16 protein-coding genes are annotated in these 16,989 nt (G+C 56.4%); 4 read left to right on the top strand and 12 right to left on the bottom strand.

Annotated features, from left to right (window positions below):
* Positions 1–48 precede the first annotated feature (48 nt).
* The 7 genes from EBC_RS04010 to pmbA form a co-directional block, all read right to left on the bottom strand.
* Positions 49–693, bottom strand: coding sequence for a DUF4310 family protein (locus EBC_RS04010; protein ID WP_013200525.1), 645 nt, complete (start codon positions 691–693; stop codon positions 49–51).
* A gap of 12 nt (positions 694–705) precedes the next feature.
* Positions 706–1,482, bottom strand: coding sequence for a DUF4311 domain-containing protein (locus EBC_RS04005; protein WP_013200524.1), 777 nt, complete (start codon positions 1,480–1,482; stop codon positions 706–708).
* 67 nt (positions 1,483–1,549) lie between these two features.
* Positions 1,550–1,846, bottom strand: coding sequence for a DUF4312 family protein (locus EBC_RS04000; RefSeq protein ID WP_013200523.1), 297 nt, complete (start codon positions 1,844–1,846; stop codon positions 1,550–1,552).
* A 3-nt stretch (positions 1,847–1,849) separates the two neighbouring features.
* Positions 1,850–2,212 (bottom strand): SFCGS family glycine-rich protein, encoded by a 363-nt coding sequence (locus tag EBC_RS03995; RefSeq protein ID WP_013200522.1) that lies wholly within the window; start codon positions 2,210–2,212, stop codon positions 1,850–1,852.
* Between the two features lie 55 nt (positions 2,213–2,267).
* Complete coding sequence (locus EBC_RS03990) at positions 2,268–2,585, bottom strand: glycine dehydrogenase (RefSeq protein WP_013200521.1); 318 nt, start codon at positions 2,583–2,585, stop codon at positions 2,268–2,270.
* 444 nt (positions 2,586–3,029) lie between these two features.
* On the bottom strand, positions 3,030–3,413 hold the full coding sequence (gene cybC / locus EBC_RS03985) for a cytochrome b562 (RefSeq protein WP_013200520.1): 384 nt from the start codon (positions 3,411–3,413) through the stop codon (positions 3,030–3,032).
* Positions 3,414–3,523: 110 nt separating this feature from the next.
* Positions 3,524–4,864 carry a metalloprotease PmbA gene (gene pmbA, locus EBC_RS03980; protein WP_013200519.1) on the bottom strand — a complete coding sequence of 447 codons (1,341 nt, stop codon included), beginning with the start codon at positions 4,862–4,864 and terminating at the stop codon, positions 3,524–3,526.
* Positions 4,865–5,028: 164 nt separating this feature from the next.
* On the opposite strand from pmbA, the gene yjgA reads away from it, so the two are divergent.
* Positions 5,029–5,574 carry a ribosome biogenesis factor YjgA gene (gene yjgA, locus EBC_RS03975; protein ID WP_013200518.1) on the top strand — a complete coding sequence of 182 codons (546 nt, stop codon included), beginning with the start codon at positions 5,029–5,031 and terminating at the stop codon, positions 5,572–5,574.
* 79 nt (positions 5,575–5,653) lie between these two features.
* Here yjgA and mpl read toward each other — a convergent pair whose 3' ends face one another.
* On the bottom strand, positions 5,654–7,009 hold the full coding sequence (gene mpl, locus EBC_RS03970; RefSeq protein WP_013200517.1) for a UDP-N-acetylmuramate:L-alanyl-gamma-D-glutamyl-meso-diaminopimelate ligase: 1,356 nt from the start codon (positions 7,007–7,009) through the stop codon (positions 5,654–5,656).
* Between the two features lie 169 nt (positions 7,010–7,178).
* Between mpl and fbp the strand changes: the two genes are divergently transcribed.
* Positions 7,179–8,177 (top strand): class 1 fructose-bisphosphatase, encoded by a 999-nt coding sequence (gene fbp, locus EBC_RS03965; RefSeq protein ID WP_013200516.1) that lies wholly within the window; start codon positions 7,179–7,181, stop codon positions 8,175–8,177.
* A 74-nt stretch (positions 8,178–8,251) separates the two neighbouring features.
* Here the strand turns inward: fbp and EBC_RS03960 are convergent, their stop codons facing one another.
* Positions 8,252–9,814 carry a methyl-accepting chemotaxis protein gene (locus EBC_RS03960; protein WP_013200515.1) on the bottom strand — a complete coding sequence of 521 codons (1,563 nt, stop codon included), beginning with the start codon at positions 9,812–9,814 and terminating at the stop codon, positions 8,252–8,254.
* Between the two features lie 171 nt (positions 9,815–9,985).
* Here EBC_RS03960 and EBC_RS03955 point away from each other — a divergent pair, with 171 nt between their 5' ends.
* Together EBC_RS03955 and ppa are read left to right on the top strand one after the other, a co-directional pair.
* Positions 9,986–10,387, top strand: a complete 402-nt coding sequence (locus tag EBC_RS03955) for a lysozyme inhibitor LprI family protein (RefSeq protein WP_013200514.1) — start codon at positions 9,986–9,988, stop codon at positions 10,385–10,387.
* A gap of 154 nt (positions 10,388–10,541) precedes the next feature.
* On the top strand, positions 10,542–11,072 hold the full coding sequence (gene ppa, locus EBC_RS03950; protein WP_013200513.1) for an inorganic diphosphatase: 531 nt from the start codon (positions 10,542–10,544) through the stop codon (positions 11,070–11,072).
* A gap of 62 nt (positions 11,073–11,134) precedes the next feature.
* Here the strand turns inward: ppa and EBC_RS03945 are convergent, their stop codons facing one another.
* The 3 genes from EBC_RS03945 to tamA are packed head-to-tail and all read right to left on the bottom strand — an operon-like array spanning position 11,135 to position 16,976.
* Positions 11,135–11,488, bottom strand: a complete 354-nt coding sequence (locus tag EBC_RS03945) for a gamma-glutamylcyclotransferase family protein (protein WP_013200512.1) — start codon at positions 11,486–11,488, stop codon at positions 11,135–11,137.
* A gap of 2 nt (positions 11,489–11,490) precedes the next feature.
* A complete protein-coding gene (gene tamB, locus EBC_RS03940) occupies positions 11,491–15,264 on the bottom strand; it encodes an autotransporter assembly complex protein TamB (RefSeq protein WP_013200511.1) in 3,774 nt (1,257 codons plus the stop codon).
* Positions 15,261–16,976: an autotransporter assembly complex protein TamA gene (gene tamA / locus EBC_RS03935; protein WP_013200510.1), complete on the bottom strand. Its 1,716-nt coding sequence runs from the start codon at positions 16,974–16,976 to the stop codon at positions 15,261–15,263. Before tamA ends, tamB begins: the two co-directional genes overlap by 4 nt.
* Positions 16,977–16,989 lie beyond the last annotated feature (13 nt).

Below are 16,989 nucleotides of genomic sequence, written 5' to 3'. Positions count from 1 at the left end.
TGACATCCGATTAAGCGGTTTACCCGAGATGGGTAAACCGCCGTTACATCAGAGCGCGACCGGGAAAATCGCACCCAGCAGCATGGCGCCGAGGATCGCGCCACCGGTAATCGGTTTGTTCCAGAGATAGAACAACAGTGCGCCGACCAGCGAACCCAGACCGATTGGAATCGATGCGGTCATTGCCGACAGGATGATCAGCGGCCCAAGGAAACGACCTGAGGAGTTACCCGCGCCCATCATCACGTCGGCACCGTAAGTGGAGTCGCTGTTGTTGATGGTGAACTTACGCGCGAGGATAATCAGGTAGCCAATCGCCACGCCAATCACCAGGCCTGTCACCAGCGAGGCGGCAAAGTTGGCGACCGGATAGACGATCCCGGCACCCAGCAGCAGCGCCGGCACGCCGAGGCCGACGCCGGTCTGAATGGCACCGCCGATATCGAGGATCCCGACCAGCGAACCTTCAATGATGCGGGCAAACAGGAAGCTGGCACCGAAGGCCGCTACCGCGCCATACACGCCGGTTTCCATGCCGGAACGCAGCATTGAAACGAAGGCCACTTCGTTAAACGCGCCCAGGCCATAGGTGTAGTACATGTGCGTTCCCGCAAACACCCCGGCTGACAGCAACCCGACGAAAATCGGGAAAGACCAGTCGGCATACCAGAAACCGCTTTTTGACTCTTCCATTGACCGTTCCTCTTATTTGCCGCTCAGGGAGTTGTGGATCATATCCAGCCAGCCTGGGACGCCCAGTTGGAAGGACTGCAGCACTTTCATATCGAAGCCGCGGAAGAAGCCGCTCAGCACGAACAGCAGCACAATCGCCGCCATCATCACCTTGGTGACTTTGTTCCAGCCGGCTTCTTCGACGCCTTTACCGATCAGGATACCCAGCACCAGGCCAGGGACGGCGTTACCCATGATCAGCTGCGCCAGGCCGCCGAAGATGGTGGCCCAGAAGCCCGATTTTTTGCCGGCATCGATCGCCGCCAGCCAGAAGATCACCGGCATCACGGTGTTCACCAGCAGGTTAGCCGCAGGCACCAGCACTTTCACTGCGGTCACCTGCAGCGCGGCCGGCACCGCTGAGGCGGTAGAGTTGAGGAAGGCCACCACGATCATGCCGATGATGCCGCAGGCAATCGCCATTTTTTTCGGGTCGTGCAGGGTTTCTGCCACGTTGCGGTTTTTCACCATCAGTGCCGCCGCGCCCCAGTGTGGGATGATGCGGTGGTCAACGTCCTGGGTGAAAGAACCGGCTGCAACGGACGATGCCCAGGCGTTGAAGAAGAAGCCCAGGCCAAAGGAGAAGTGAGAAGCAGGATCGCCTTCACAGGAATTCAGTTCACCCAGTGTACGAAATGCCCCCATCCCCTGCGTTATTGGCGCATGGAACATGCGCGCCGCTCCGGCGCCAACGCCCACACCGACAAGACCGCCGATAATAAGTGACTTAAAGAGAATAATTAAAAACATCAGTCTTCCTTTCAGGCTTTCGCCAACGTTTTTAAATCAGGTTATTGCTGCCCTTACAGGCAGTGCTTTATTGCGAAACGAAACTGACTTTGTCAGTGTCGATCACCGTTACGTTGACGGTAATATCCAGCTCGACGCTGTAACTCCGCCGTTGTCTTGCCAGAAAGAAGAACAAAAACTTCTCCTGCCTGACACTCTCCCGGGCCTGAACCACCTTCACATCCTCTGGTTCAATCCGCAGCAGAACCTTGTTGGTCGATTTCAGCACGGTGTTCTGAACCCGGCTTAGCGCATCGGCAAAGGCGCGCTCTTTGCTGTCGCCTTTGCCGCTGACGTTCACCGTGGTAGTGAATTGTTCCTTCATCGATCAGCTACCGTGCTTCTTGTTCCACGCCTGAACCAGACGCTCGCCCAACTCTTCTTTGTCCATAAAGCCGAAGCCCAGTACGGTGGCACCTTCGTTGATGGCGGTAACGCCTTCGTCGACGGAACGCATACCGTGCTTCGCCTTGTAGCCATATTTGTTCTGTGCGGTGATTGCACCCGCGCCGCCGCTGCCGCAGAAGGAGATGCCGAAAGAGGCGCCTTCCGCTTTCATCACGTCGCCCAGCTTCATATCTGCCGCCACGCCAGGCACAACCACGGCTTTCCCGCCCGCTTTCTCAACGCCTGCCGCCACTTTCTGGCCTTTACCTAAACGATCGCCGATTACTACGATGACTTGTGACATGGTGAATTCCTCAATGTTGAATTTTTAGCGGACCTGGCTGGCAGGCCCTGCGGAGTTAGTCGTTTTCTTTCGCCACTTCAAAGTGGACGGAGAGCAGCCAGGCCTCTTCTTTTGGCAAATTGCCAAACAGATCGACCACCTGTTGCGCCAGAGCCATGGATTCCGGGGAGATATCGTCAAACAGCTCCTCTTCCACTTCAGGCAGCGGCTCGCCGGACAGTGAGCGCAGCGCCATGGCCTTAACATGCGACGCCAGCATCTGCTGCTGCACAGCGTTAGGGACGATAGCTTTTGCCGCAAAGAGGTCGGCAATCTGCGCCATCACTTTGCCTGCCAGCGCCTGAATAGCCTGATCGTCGTCGGTCGTGCTCACGGATACCGCTCCATTATTCACTCTCTGCTCCTCATGTTCCGCTCGGACTCTGGCCTGAAACGGGGTTTATTCGCGTTACAAACAAATTAGTCCTCCGGCAGGCAACTGTGTAGACCGACTTTTTCCACTTCGAAGTGGAAATAGCACCGAGCGGTGTGGCTTGTGCCACAGAATCGTTAATTCATGCATAAAAGAGGAGGAAATGAGAGGAAAGTCACAGAACAGGGCTGATATTCGCTAAGCCAATGCATTGATGGGAATTTTTTGCAGCGAAAAATGCGTCTGAAGAGGTCAGTGATATAGGAAAAACTTATCTCAGGGATATTTCAGCCATCGTTCAGCAGGACAATGGCGCGATGCGGGAGAATATCGGCAGGATAAAAGGCGTTATTTACAGGCGTGCAGTCACGGCGTAAATAAATGGGCTCCTGAGAGCCCGGGAAATTAACGAAACTTTTTGTGGTTCTCATTGCGGGTGGCGGTAAATTTCTTCGCTTCCGCTTTCGCACCGGCCAGATCGCCGGCGTCGGCCAGCTTCATGCTGCTGTCAATCTGACCAATCAGCGTGTCGAGGCCCGCGTGGTAATCTTTGATTTCGGCACTGTCCGCAGGTTTGCCTTTCAGCTTATCCGGGGTTTGCGTTTTGGCATCTTCCGCCGCACCGCGCATGCTGGTCAGGGCTTTTTTAAACTCACCGACATCGTCGGTTTTACTGACGGTATGTAAACCTGCATTCAGGGTATCCATATCGTCTTCCAGGCTGGCCATCGCCGACACGCTGGAGAATAACAGGGAGGCGGTCATCACGGCTAATAAGGCTCTACGCATTGCTCATTTCCTTCTTGTTATATGAGAAGTAAGACAATTTTTATTTGAAAAGCACGACAAAAAAGGGTGACCCAAAGGCCACCCCATAATAATACGCAAAAATGACGAAATTACTGCCCGGCGATTTTCATTTCTGGCAGCAGCACCGATCCACACTGGATGTTACTGCGCAGTTCAATATCGCTGCCGACGGTGACCATGTTCATCCACATGTCTTTGAGGTTGCCCGCTATGGTCACTTCGCTGACCGGATACTGAATCTCGCCGTTTTCAACCCAGAAGCCAGCCGCCCCGCGAGAATAATCGCCGGTCATGCCGCTCACGCCCTGCCCCATCAGCTCGGTGACCACCAGGCCGGTGCCCATTTTCTTCAGCAGCTGATCGAAGCTGTCGCCCTGACCGGCGATGCGCCAGTTATGGATGCCGCCGGCGTGACCGGTGCTTTGCAGCCCCAGTTTGCGCGCCGAGTAGCTGGTTAACAGCCAGGTTTGCAGCACGCCATCTTTGACGATGTCACGCTGCTGGGTGCGCACGCCTTCGCTGTCGAACGGCGTCGAGGCCAGCCCTTTCAGCAGATGCGGCTGTTCCTGAATGGTCAGCCACTCCGGCAGGATCTGCTGGCCCATCGAATCGAGCAGGAAGGTGGATTTGCGGTAGACGCTGCCGCCGCTGATGGCCCCCACAAGGTGACCAAACAGGCCGGTGGCCACTTCCGCAGCAAACAGCACCGGTGCTTTCATGGTGGACAGCTTGCGCGGAGAAAGACGGGACAGGGTGCGACGGGCGCACTCTTCACCGACCCACTCCGGGGATTTCAAATCTTCAATCGCGCGGCCAATGGTATAGGCATAATCGCGTTCCATATCGCCATTGGCTTCAGCAATCACGCTGCTGGAGATCGAGTGGCGGCTGGAGGAGTATCCCTGGATCATGCCGTGGCTGTTACCGAACACCTTCATGCCGATATGGCTGTTAAAGCTGCCGCCTTCGGTGTTGGTGATGCGCTTGTCGGCCTTCAGCGCGGCCTGCTCTGCGCGGGCCGCCAGTTCGATCGCCCGATCCGGATCGAGATCGGTTGGATGGAACAGATCGAGATCCGGCGCGTCAAAGGCCAGCAGCTCACGATCCGCCGGACCGGCAAACGGATCCGCAGTGGTGAATTTGGCGATATCGATGGCGGCCTGCACGGTGCGTTTGATCGCATCCGGGCTAAGATCGGTAGAGGACGCGCTGCCCTTGCGGTTCTGATGATAGACGGTGATGCCAAGGGCACCATCGCTGTTGAATTCTACGTTTTCCACTTCGCCAAAGCGCGTGCTGACGCTGATGCCGGTGGTTTTGGTCACGGCGACTTCCGCTCCATCGGTGCTGACTTTTGCCAGTTCGAGTGCTGTTGCTACCGCCTGTTCGAGGGTTTTACGCTGTTCTGCAACTTGGGAGAGTAATTTCATCGACCTACCATATAATTAACAGAGGGCTTTTCTGGAGCGGGTAAAACGCCAGATTGCCTGACTCTTTAGTGATTAAGGTTCATTTGAGTCTAACAGACTCAGAGAACAATTTCGCAGTAGCCACGTAACCTGATAGCATGAGCCTCTTTTTTAGGGAGCCCCCAATGACCAAACAGCCTGACGACTGGCTTGATGATGTACCAGATGACAAAGAAGAAGAAGACGAAGAGATTATCTGGGTCAGTAAAAGTGAAATCAAACGTGACGCCGAGGAGCTTAAGCGCCTGGGTTTAGAATTGATGGAACTGAGCAAAAACTCGCTGGATAAAATCCCGCTGGATGAAGACCTGCGCACCGCCATTGAGCTGGCTCAGAAGATCAAGAAAGAAGCGCGTCGCCGTCAGCTTCAGCTGATCGGTAAAATGCTGCGCTCCCGCGATGAAGAGCCGATCCGCCTGGCGCTGGATAAGCTGAAGAACCGTCACAACCAGCAGGTTGCGCTGTTCCACAAGCTGGAAGTGCTGCGCGATCGTCTGGTTGCCGAAGGTGATGAGGTGGTGCCGGACGTGCTGGCGCTCTATCCCGAGGCCGACCGTCAGCAGCTGCGCGCGATGATCCGCAATGCGCAGAAAGAGAAAGCCGCTAATAAACCGCCAAAAGCCTTCCGCCAGATCTTCCAGTATCTGCGTGAGCTTGCCGAAGCCAAATAAACAGGGCGGAAACCGTTCCGCCCTTTTGTTGCGCTTCTGAACTCTGGCAAGAGACTTTCCTGCCAGGGTTTTCGCCTGATTACTTCGCCAGTCTGTCCAGCAGCTTCTGATGAATGCCACCAAAGCCACCGTTGCTCATCACCAGAATGGTGTCGCCCGGCTGCGCCACTTTCACAATCATCTCAACCAGCACATCCACATCCGGGCTCCAGTGCGCCGGCTGCGAGCAGGCTTCCGCCACTTCTGAAACCTGCCACGGAATATGGTGCGGCTGCAGTAGGAACACTTCATCCGCACGCGCCAGCGCCGGCGCCAGGTCGTCCTTACTGATGCCCATTTTCATGGTATTAGAACGCGGTTCCAGTACGGCCAGAATACGGGCGGTGCCGCCAACCTTGCTGCGTAAGGCGGTCATGGTAGCGAGGATCGCCGTTGGGTGATGGGCAAAGTCGTCATAGACTTTGACGCCGTTGGCTTCACCGCGCAGTTCCAGGCGGCGACGGGCGTTGATAAAGTCGTTCAGCGCCAGACCGGCATCCTCCGGTTTAATGCCGACGTGACGTGCGGCGGCGATCGCCATCATGCCGTTATGCATGTTGTGTTCGCCCACCAGCGCCCAGTTCACTTCCGCCACGCGCTCACCGTCCAGCCAGACTTCCCAACGTGAGGCGTCCGGCGTCAGCTTTTTCGCCTGCCAGTGACCGGAGTCGCCAACGGTTTCCTGTTCGCTCCAGCAGCCCATCGCCATCACCTGCTTGATGTTGACGTCGTGATCCGGCATCAGGATTTTGCCCTGGCCTGGGACGATCCGCACCAGATGGTGGAACTGGCGCTGGATCGCTTTCAGATCGTCAAAAATATCCGCGTGATCAAACTCAAGGTTGTTGAGGATCAGCGTGCGCGGGCAGTAATGCACGAATTTGGAACGCTTGTCGAAGAAGGCGCAGTCATACTCGTCGGCTTCAATCACGAAGAATGGGCTTTTTCCTAAAGTTGCCGAGACATCGAAGTTTCCCGGCACGCCCCCGATTACGAAGCCCGGTTCGAGGCCGCACGCCTGTAAAATCCATGCCGCCATCCCCGCCGTGGTGGTTTTTCCATGGGTTCCGGCCACCGCGATGACCCAACGGTCACGCAGCACGAAATCATGCAGCCATTGCGGGCCTGAGAGGTAAGGAATGTTGCGCTCGAGTACCGCTTCAACACAGGCATTTCCGCGCGTCATCGCATTACCGATGATCACTAAATCCGGTGCAGGATCGAGCTGGGAAGCATCATAACCCTGAATTAAATCAATACCTTGTTTTTCAAGCAGCGTGCTCATCGGCGGATAAACGTTCGCATCTGAACCCGTCACTTCATGGCCCAGTGCCCGGGCCAGTACGGCCAGGCCACCCATGAAGGTGCCACAGATACCGAGGATATGAATACGCATAAAATGATCCGTTAACAGGAAAGTCCGGCGCACAGTGTAGCGTCCTCATCGCGAGGAAGAAACGGATTTGCCCTATGTTCTTTAGTGTCCAATCGGCTAGACTGCTTACGCATACGTTGGCAGTTTGTAAATCAGGCTGCTGTTCAACCGCAGATTCAGGGATAGTGTTATGAAAACGTTAGGCGAATTCATCGTCGAGAAGCAACACGACTTTCCTCACGCCACAGGTGAACTGACGGCGCTGATTTCAGCCATCAAACTGGGCGCGAAGATTATCCACCGTGATATCAACAAAGCCGGTCTGGTGGATATTCTCGGCGCCTCCGGCGTAGAGAACATTCAGGGCGAGCAGCAGATGAAGCTCGATCTGTTTGCCAATGAAAAACTCAAAGCAGCATTGAAAGCGCGCGGGATCGTTGCCGGTATCGCCTCCGAAGAAGAAGATGAGATCGTGATCTTCGAAGGTGTCGAGAACGGCAAGTACGTGGTGCTGATGGATCCGCTGGATGGCTCGTCAAACATCGACGTTAACGTCTCTGTGGGCACCATCTTCTCCATCTACCGTCGTATCACCCCAGCCGGCACGCCAGTCACGGAAGAAGACTTCCTGCAGCCGGGCAACCAGCAGGTTGCTGCGGGTTATGTGGTTTACGGTTCGTCCACCATGCTGGTTTACACCACCGGCTGTGGCGTTCACGCCTTCACCTACGACCCGTCACTGGGCGTATTCTGCCTTAGCGCGGAAAAAATGGAGTTCCCGGAAGCGGGCTACACCTACTCCATTAACGAAGGAAACTACATCCGTTTCCCTCAGGGCGTGAAGAAATACCTGAAGTTCTGTCAGGAAGAAGACGTTGCCACGCATCGTCCGTATACCTCACGTTACATCGGTTCTCTGGTTGCAGATTTCCACCGCAACCTGCTGAAAGGCGGCATCTACCTCTACCCAAGCACCGCCAGCCACCCGAAAGGCAAGCTGCGCCTGTTGTATGAGTGCAACCCGATGGCCTTCCTGGCCGAGCAGGCCGGCGGTAAAGCCAGCGACGGTAAAAACCGTATTCTGGATCTGACCCCGGAAACCCTGCACGAGCGTTCACCGTTCTTCGTCGGTAATACCGCGATGGTAGAAGATCAGGAACGTTTCCTGCGCGAATTCCCGGACGCGTAACGCCTCCTGCGAGCCAGATAAAAAAAGGGCGATCTGACGATCGCCCTTTTTATTTCCCGTCTTTAAGCAGCCTGTCAGGCTGGGCTGACCTTAAACACCGCCATTGATTGCACCAGCTGCTGCGACTGCTCCTCCAGCGACTGGGTGGCGGCCATCGCCTGCTCGACCAGCGCGGCATTCTGCTGTGCCACCTCATCCATCTGCGTCACCGCCTGGTTCACCTGCTCGATGCCATGACTCTGCTCCTGAGACGCGCTGGAAATCTCCTTCATCAGCGTGGTCACCCGCATCACTTCGCTGGCGATTTCGTCCATGGTCTCTCCGGCTTTGGTCGCCATCTCCGAGCCTTCGCTGACCCGGCTTTGCGATTCAGCGATCAGCGTGCGGATCTCTTTCGCCGCCGTGGCACTGCGCTGCGCCAGGTTGCGCACCTCGCTGGCGACCACGGCAAAGCCTCTGCCCTGTTCTCCGGCGCGTGCGGCCTCTACAGAGGCGTTCAGCGCGAGGATGTTGGTCTGGAAGGCGATGCCGTCAATCACGCCGAGGATGTCGCCAATGCGCTTAGAGCTGTTGGAGATCTCCTGCATCTTATCCATCACGTAGCTCACCACTTCGCTACCACGATCGGCGCTGTCAGAAACCGACCTTGCCAGCTGATGCGCCTGGCTGGCGTTATCGGCATTCAGCTTCACCGTCGCCGTCAGTTGCTCCATGCTGGCGGCAGTTTGCTCCAGCGACGCCGCTGACTCCTCGGTGCGCTGAGAGAGGTTGATGTTGCCCGAAGAGAGCTCACGGCTGCCGATATCAATTTGCAGGCTGGCATCGCGCACCCGGCTGACCGAGAGCTGCAGAGAGCTCTGCATCGCCGCCAGCGCCGCATTCAGTCGTCCCAGCTCATTGTTGCCACTTTCCGGCAGTGCCTGGGTTAAATCGCCTGCGGCGACGAATTCCAGATGCCCGATGGCGGACTCGAGCGGTTTCAGCAGGATCGCCCGCAACAGCAGCCAGGCGACGGAAAGCAGGATCACCGTCAGAACGCCGCAGCACAGGATCAAAAGGGTCAGCATTTTCTGGTTGTGAGCGGCTTCCGCCAGCTGCGCATCCGTGACCTGATTGGCATAGACGTTGAAAGCATCGGCCGCTTTGGTAAAGGTGTTATTTAACGCGGTGAGCTTTTCTTCCAGAACGGTGTAATAACCGTCGGTGTTCTGCTTTTGCAGCGCATCCAGCATCGGCATGATGCCCTGCTGCAGATAGAGGTCATAACTGGCGACAATGTCATCGGAGAGCTTTTTGCCATGCGCGGTCACCGTGCCGGCATCAACAAAGGTTTTTAAGCCTTTTTTTGAGAGATCGATATAGGTACTGACCCGCTGAGTGGCCAGGGTGGCCTCATCAATCATCCCTATTTCCATCTTCCTTACCGATAACGCTGCCGTGGTGCGTGCACGAAGCAGGCTGTTATTGGTAAGCGATAAGCTGTTTAACTCGATACCCTGAATGCGGTTGACCACCTCCAGCGATCGATTCCCTTTGTTAATGGCAACGATGCCCATCAGGCTAACGCCCAGTAGCATCAGCGTCATCAGCGCTAACAACACTAATAACCCCGTTCGAATCGAAATTTTTCTAAGCATGATTTTGTGTGACCCTCGAAAAAGCAAATAGTCCAGGAACCCAAAAAGCGAAGAAGGTATCGGCAGGGTCGCGGGCAATCTTTAGCACTGATGAAGTGAAAAGGATTGACGACTGCGGCTGACTTGATAAGGATCAATTTTTGCCCATGACCCTACAGAAGGAATTGTCCGATGAAAAAAACCATTGCGATTACAGGCCTGTTAATGGCGTTTTACGGCCACGCAGACGTGAGCCCGATTGATACCGCCCAGCAACAATGCCTGGATAAAGCCTCTACCACCGTGGCCATGCAGCAGTGTTTTAGCGCAGCGAATCAGGCCTGGGACAGTGAAATGAATCAGCAATACGGCAAACTGACAGCCACGCTAAACAGTGAGCAGAAAGCCAAATTACGCACCGCGCAGCGTGCCTGGCTGAAATACCGCGACAGCTGGCTGGATGCCACCAAAGCGCGGCTGAGCGATGGCGGCACCATGGCGTCATTACAGGTGGGCGCGCAAAGCGTAAGCCTGGTAAAAAACCAGGCCTTAGCGCTGAAATCGTTGGCGGATGGCAACAGCGGCAACCCTTAACAAGGGGCCATCCGCGCATCGAAGGTGAAGATTCTCCCTACAGGCCGTAAGGCCAGTACTGGAGCATTCCTAAAGGGCAAAAAGGGGGGATACTTTCCAACTCAGTTGGCTATAATGAGCGTCACTTGTTTAAGGCTGAATGAAGGAATTGACCATGAGTTTGACCCAGGTTCCAGCGGGCAAAGACCTGCCAGAAGATATCTATGTTGTTATTGAGATCCCGGCCAATGCCGATCCGATCAAATATGAAGTCGACAAAGATACCGGTGCCCTGTTCGTTGACCGCTTTATGTCTACCGCGATGTTCTATCCGTGCAACTACGGTTACATCAACCACACCCTGTCTTTAGACGGTGACCCGGTAGATGTACTGGTCCCTACCGCCTATCCGCTGCAGCCGGGCTCGGTTATCCGTTGCCGTCCTGTTGGCGTGCTGAAAATGACCGACGAATCTGGCGAAGATGCCAAGGTTGTTGCCGTTCCGCACAGCAAGCTGACCAAAGAATACGATCACATCAAAGATGTGAACGACCTGCCAGAACTGCTGCGTGCGCAGATCACTCACTTCTTCGAGCAATACAAAGCGCTGGAAAAAGGCAAATGGGTGAAAGTTGAAGGCTGGGACGACGCGGCCGCAGCGAAAGCTGAAATCGTGACCTCTTTCGAGCGCGCTGCGAAGAAGTAATTCTCGCGACGAAGACGAAAAAAAACACCGCTCACTGAGCGGTGTTTTTATTTGCAGCAACCTCAGGTGGGTTTGGGTGCATTTTGTTGCAGCCAGTCGCCGCTGACAATATGCTCTCTCCCGACAATCGAACGCTGATACACATAGAGCCAGGCGCTGCCGTAAGGCGTTTGCACCAGCTCACGCTTGTACTCCCCGCCCTTGGTTCTGAGTGCATCGAGCTCGCCCAGTGTGGACGCATCGATACGGTAAACTTCACAGGCAACCTGCCCGCTACCCGCAACAACGCCGGGGTAAAGACCTAAACTATAAAGCGCGTAGCCGTCGATCTTATGATCGCCCAGCCACTGCCCGTTGGTCATCCAATGACTGTTGCCTTGCTTCCGTCTTAAGGTGCCGTAGACAATTATTCGCATTGCTAGAACTCAAACTGATAAAGCAAATCCAGGGCCTGGTCGAGACCAGACACTGCTTCCAAATAGAGCTTGGGCATCAGGCGATAACGCAGGGTTAAGGTCGCCAGTGAATCAAATATGCCAACACCGTATTTTACCTGTAGACCCGGCAGAACGTAGCCGCTGACCTGGACCTGCTGGCTGACACCGACGCCGGCCGTATCCAGGGCGAGATTGCTTACGCCAAAGGTCTCCCCGATTTTACCCACAACCTGACCACTTTGTGCAAGTCCCAATCCCACTAATGCTGAGGTTACTGCACTGCTGTCGCTGCCATTCGAGTCCAGACCCTGTCCGCGAAGCAGGTAGGACAAGGCTTCCTGCTGTGACATTGCCGGATCGGAGAACACTTCCACCTTCGGCTCATCGGCCAGCCCGGTGACGCGCACGCCGGCGGTAACATCATTTTCCGTCGCTTCCGGGTTACGGATCGCTTCAATATTCAGGTACGGCTGATCCGCCGGACCGGAGAATTGCAGCTCACCTTTGCGCACAATCAGATCCTGTCCGTAAGCATGGAAGCGGCCGGAAGGAATGTTGATCTGGCCGTTCAGGCCCAGGCCACGACGGTCCTGCACCATTTTCAGATCGCCATTCAGTTTGGCTTTCAGACCAAAGGCGCTGATGCGCACATCGTCACCGACGTGGATCACCAGGTTGCTGTTAATCGGAATAGCGGTCGATTTCGGTGCGATAGGCTGCAGGTTTTTATCCAGCAGCACTTCATCCGACGACACGCCCACCGCGCTCTCCGGCACTTCCTGCACGTTGATGCGCGCCCACGGAATATCAACGCGACCATCGAGGTTGAACATTTGCGGCGTCGCTTCAAATACCAGGTCCGGCGAGACGTCCATCCGCACCATCGGCGGCACCGTCACGCGGATTTTATCGCCCTTGGCGGCGATCCGCGCCCGCCAGGCATCCAGCACACTCCAGTCCGCGCCACCGCTTAAGGTCAGCTGCCCTTTCGAGGTCTGAATCAGCCCTTCCAGCGTCGAGCTCATGCCGTTGAACACCATATTAAGGTTGGCGCTGGTCAGGTCGACCGGCATAAAGCTGCCGTCGACATCCACGTTCTTCAGCCCAAGCTGACCGAACACCTGCGGTTTCTGCAGGCTGCCGCCCAGACGAAGGTTGGAACTGACGATCCCCGCGACCTTTTCGCCTCTCATCAGCGCCGGGTTCAGCAGCGCCAGCGACAGGTTGGCGATATTCACATTGCCTGACAGCGTGCGCTTGCCCTCGGGATCGGCAATTTGTACGTTGCCATCCAGCTGACCGTTATTGGCAATGCGGATCAGCCAGTCCAACTGAGCGCGGCCATTGCGCATCGCGGCATTCAGGTTCAGCGTGTCGAACGCAATCGGCAGCGTGTTGCCCTGCACGTTCTGCTCGACCTTCACGCCGTTGCCTTTCAGCGAGACGCGGCCCTGCGGTAAACCACCGCCGGCGGTCCAACTGACGTCCGCATCACCGCTGAACACGCCGCGAAGCTGGGTGTCTTCCGTGAGGAACGGCTTGGCCATCGCCAGGTCGAAGCGATTGAGCTGCACTTTGGCGTGGCCGGAAGGCCCGGCTTCAATGGTTTGCGGCACGCAGAGCTCGGCATTCGGATTGAGCCAGCAGTGCGGCCCGATGCTGACGGTCTGCTTGCTGTTGAGATAATCCAGCGTGATTGGGCGCGTCAGGCGCCATTCACCGACCGGGGTATCGAAGCGGGTGTTGTTGAGCGTGCCTTTCCAGCGCTGCTCAGCCCGGTCAAAACTGCCGTTCAGCGCCAGCTGGCCCGAGACCGGCTTGCCGTCGATATTCAGCTTCAGCTGATGCTGTTTTTCGCTGCCGCTGGCATCCAGAGTGATTTGCGAGATATCCAGCGCATCCTGCTTCAGTCGATCGACCTTCAGCGTCAGCTTACCCTGAACCTGCTCGCCGGAACTGACGTCGCCGTTCAGCGCAACGCGGGCAATGGTCAGCGCCTGCCAGCGCAGTCCCGTCGCGGTCAGATCCGCCAGCAGCTGCGGCTTTTTCAGATCGCCACGGGCTTTGATGGTGCCTTTCGCCACGCCGCCAAGGCCTGGCAACGCGTTGTCCAGATGCTGCGCATCAATATCGGCATCCAGGTTGAGCTTGTCGCCCAGCGATCCCTTCAGGTTGATATTGTTGCGGCCCAGCACCAGCTTCAGGCCCGGAATATCCCACTGGTTATAGCTGTTGCCGTATAGGGAACCGTCTGCGGTGACCGCGTTCTGCTTGACGTTGCCGCGCAGTTTCAGTTCCGGCACGCGCATCTGCCAACTGCCGCCATACAGGCTGCCGCGCGTGGAGATGTGACCTTCCAGCTTCGCCGGCCAGTCAGGATATTGCTTCGCGGTATTGATGCCAGACAGCGTCAGATCGCTGCGCCAGCTGATTGCCTTGCTCCAGTCCACCAGCGCCGTCAGGTCAATATTGCCTTCCAGCGCCGCGAGACGCAGTTTATCCAGCGAGAACTGCTCGATATTGCCTTTGCCGTCCAGCGCTACCGTGGCAGGCGGAATGCCCTGCCCTTTCAGCGCGGCCTTCAGCGACATCGCGTAATCCGTCGCTTTGCCTTTAAAGCTGAAGTTGAAATTATCTACTTCGTACTGAATTTCACCGGTCAGCGGCCAGCGCAGCTGCGGGCTCTTCACGTTCACAGACAGCGGCAGGCCAACGTCGGCCAGGCGGGTATTGCCGTCCATCTGCACCTGAACCGGACCAGAAAGATTCAACGCCATATTGAGCTGCTCGCGCAGGCCCCCGTCCAGCGTCATTTTGATCTTCTCACCTTTGATCGGATCGACGTTGACGGTGCTGTTGAGCGTGAAGTTCACCGGCCAGTTGTCAGACAGCGTCGCTTGTCCCTGGGCGTTTAGCTGTCCCTGCGGCGAGTCGACATTCAGCGTTTCCAGATGCAGCAGTTTGTCCTGAGTTTTCGCTTTCACTAACAGGCGGTTAACGGTGATATCGGTATCGCCGGTGATGCGCAACTGCTCGCCAAGGATCTCTTGAACATCGACATCCAGCGGCATGTTGAAATCAGGCAGATCCGGCAGCAACGGTTTGGCAAACATCGCTTTCAGCGTTTCGCCCAGCGGCGGTTCGTCGGCCTTCGGCTGCTGCACTTTTGGCTGCACAATCTGTTCATCGGCCACTTTCGCCGCCTTTGGCAGTGCGATCAGCAGCCCCTGAATATGGGTAGGATTCAGCGTCAGCGCGCGGCCCTGCCAACTGATGCCGGAGGTGAAGTCGGCGAGGGAAATCGCCGTGTCATCCACCTTCACATTGATATTGTGCAGCGCAAGCTGACGCAAGGTGATCGGATACGGCGTGCTGAGATCGCCCGAGGACGGCTCTTCTTCCGCCGGTGCAGGTGCCGCCGGCGCCATTTTCTTGCTGTCGACCACCACATTCACATCTTTCAGCGACAGGTCGTTGACGCAGAACGCACTGTGTTTCAGGCAGCCCAACTTTACCGCGAGGTGGAACTCGCCGGCGTTAACCGTGACGCCCGGCATTTCATACTGCACGCCGGTCAGCGTCAGGTTTCGCCAGCCGCCCTCGACCTGTTTGATTTGCAGCCCCGGAACCCAGCGCGCGGCGCCGTTAAGCAGCAGATGCAGGCCGGGCGTGGTGCCAATTAAAAAGGCGATGCCGCCCAGCAGCACCAGCAGGAAGATCAGGATTCCAATAAGGACCTTTTTCCAACGACTCATAGTTCAGGCCCCAATCCGATATAAAACTGTACGTCACGATGTTCGTCATCGCCGATAGGACGGGCGATATCCAGCTTGACCGGGCCGACCGGCGACTGCCAGCGCACGCCAAAACCGGCGCCGGTTTTCAGATCGGTCTGTTTGATGTCATTCACCGCTTCGCCGGAGTCGACGAACACTGCGCCCCACCATTTGCCGGTCACGTTGTATTGATATTCCAGCGAGCCGGTCGCCAGCTTGGACGCACCGGTCAGCTTGCCATCGTCATCGCGCGGCGAGATGCCTTTGTATTTATAACCACGAATGCTGCGATCGCCACCGGCGAAGAAACGCAGGTCCGGCGGCACTTTGTCGAAGTCATTGGTTTCAATCCAGCCGAGGTTGCCACGGGCCACAAAGCGGTGTTTATCTGCCAGCGTACGGATCCAGACGTTCTGCGCCTGCACCACCGCGAAGTCGATATCCGATCCCCATGTGGTGTCAGAGACATCTAACGAGTAACGCTGCGAATCGCCCCAGGTCGGCATCAGTCCGCCACGGGAGCGGGTGCGGTTAACGCTGACGCCAGGGTAGATCAGCATGGTGGTGTTGGTGACGTTACCCTGAGTAAAGTGATCGAGGCTCCAGCGCAGGTTAATCGCGCGCTGCCAGCCGGAAGACGAGTCCCAGTAACGGGAGGCCGCCAGCGTGGAGGAGTCGGATTTGGTGTCGTTGAGGTCGGTTTTTTTCAGGCCGCCCTGCAGCAGGTAGTACTGCTCAATGGGATTTTTCAGCAGCGGGATTTTATAGCTGAAATCCAGCTGCTGTTCAGGGGCGGAGATATTGGCACTGGTGGTCAGGCTGTGGCCGTAGCTGTTGACCCACGGCTTTTTCCAGGTGGCTTTTACCCGAGGCCCGACATCGGTGGAGTAGCCGACACCGGTTTCAATGGTGTTCTCGGTGCGTGGGCTGACGACGCCATGCAGCGGAAGAATTTTGGTTTTTCGTGATTTACTGAATTCTGGTGCTACCACTACCGAGTTAAACCAGCCTGTGGCGGATAAACGGCGGTTCAGTTCCGCCAGGTCACGAGAGCTGTAATAGTCGCCCTTTTTAAACGGCACCAGGTTTTGCAGATACTCTTCACGAATTTGCGAGCCTTCAAAGCTGACGTCGCCAAAGCGGTAACGCTGGCCGCTGTCGTAATCGATATCCCAGAAGGCCTCACGGCGCTCTACAGAGACACCCAGCTGACTTTTTGTGTAGTCACCATCGAAGTAGCCTTTGCGCAGCGCCATGTTGCTGAGAGAGCTTTTAAAGCCGTCATAATCACTGTGGTTCAGTACGCCGCCGATTTTGCCACGGCCATTTTTGACCAGCGCCAGGTAATCTTTATCGGTGCGGGCTTCGCCTCGCAGGACCACCGTTTCGCCGGCCAGCTTCACCGGTTCGCCGGCGGTGACTTTCGCCACCAGCACCGGCCTTTTACCGCCCGCCGGCGGCGGTTGCAGATCGAACTCGATGGTCGGTTCGTAATAGCCCAGCGCCTTCAGGCCTTCTTTTACCGCATCACTGACACGGGCACGGAAACGGCCATCCGCCGAGACTTCATCGCTCGAAATGGTGGACAACCGCGCACGGACGTTCTTTTGTAACTCCCCCGATAACCCCGTCACCTGCAAACGCACGGTCGCTGCTTCAGCGAACGGTGCAGCAGCTAAAAGACCTAACATGCAATAAACATGA

The organism is Erwinia billingiae Eb661, assembly GCF_000196615.1.
In the GTDB taxonomy this organism is placed as follows: domain Bacteria; phylum Pseudomonadota; class Gammaproteobacteria; order Enterobacterales; family Enterobacteriaceae; genus Erwinia; species Erwinia billingiae.
Note: the sequence above shows the minus strand (reverse complement) of the source record. Positions and strands in the feature narration are given on the sequence as shown.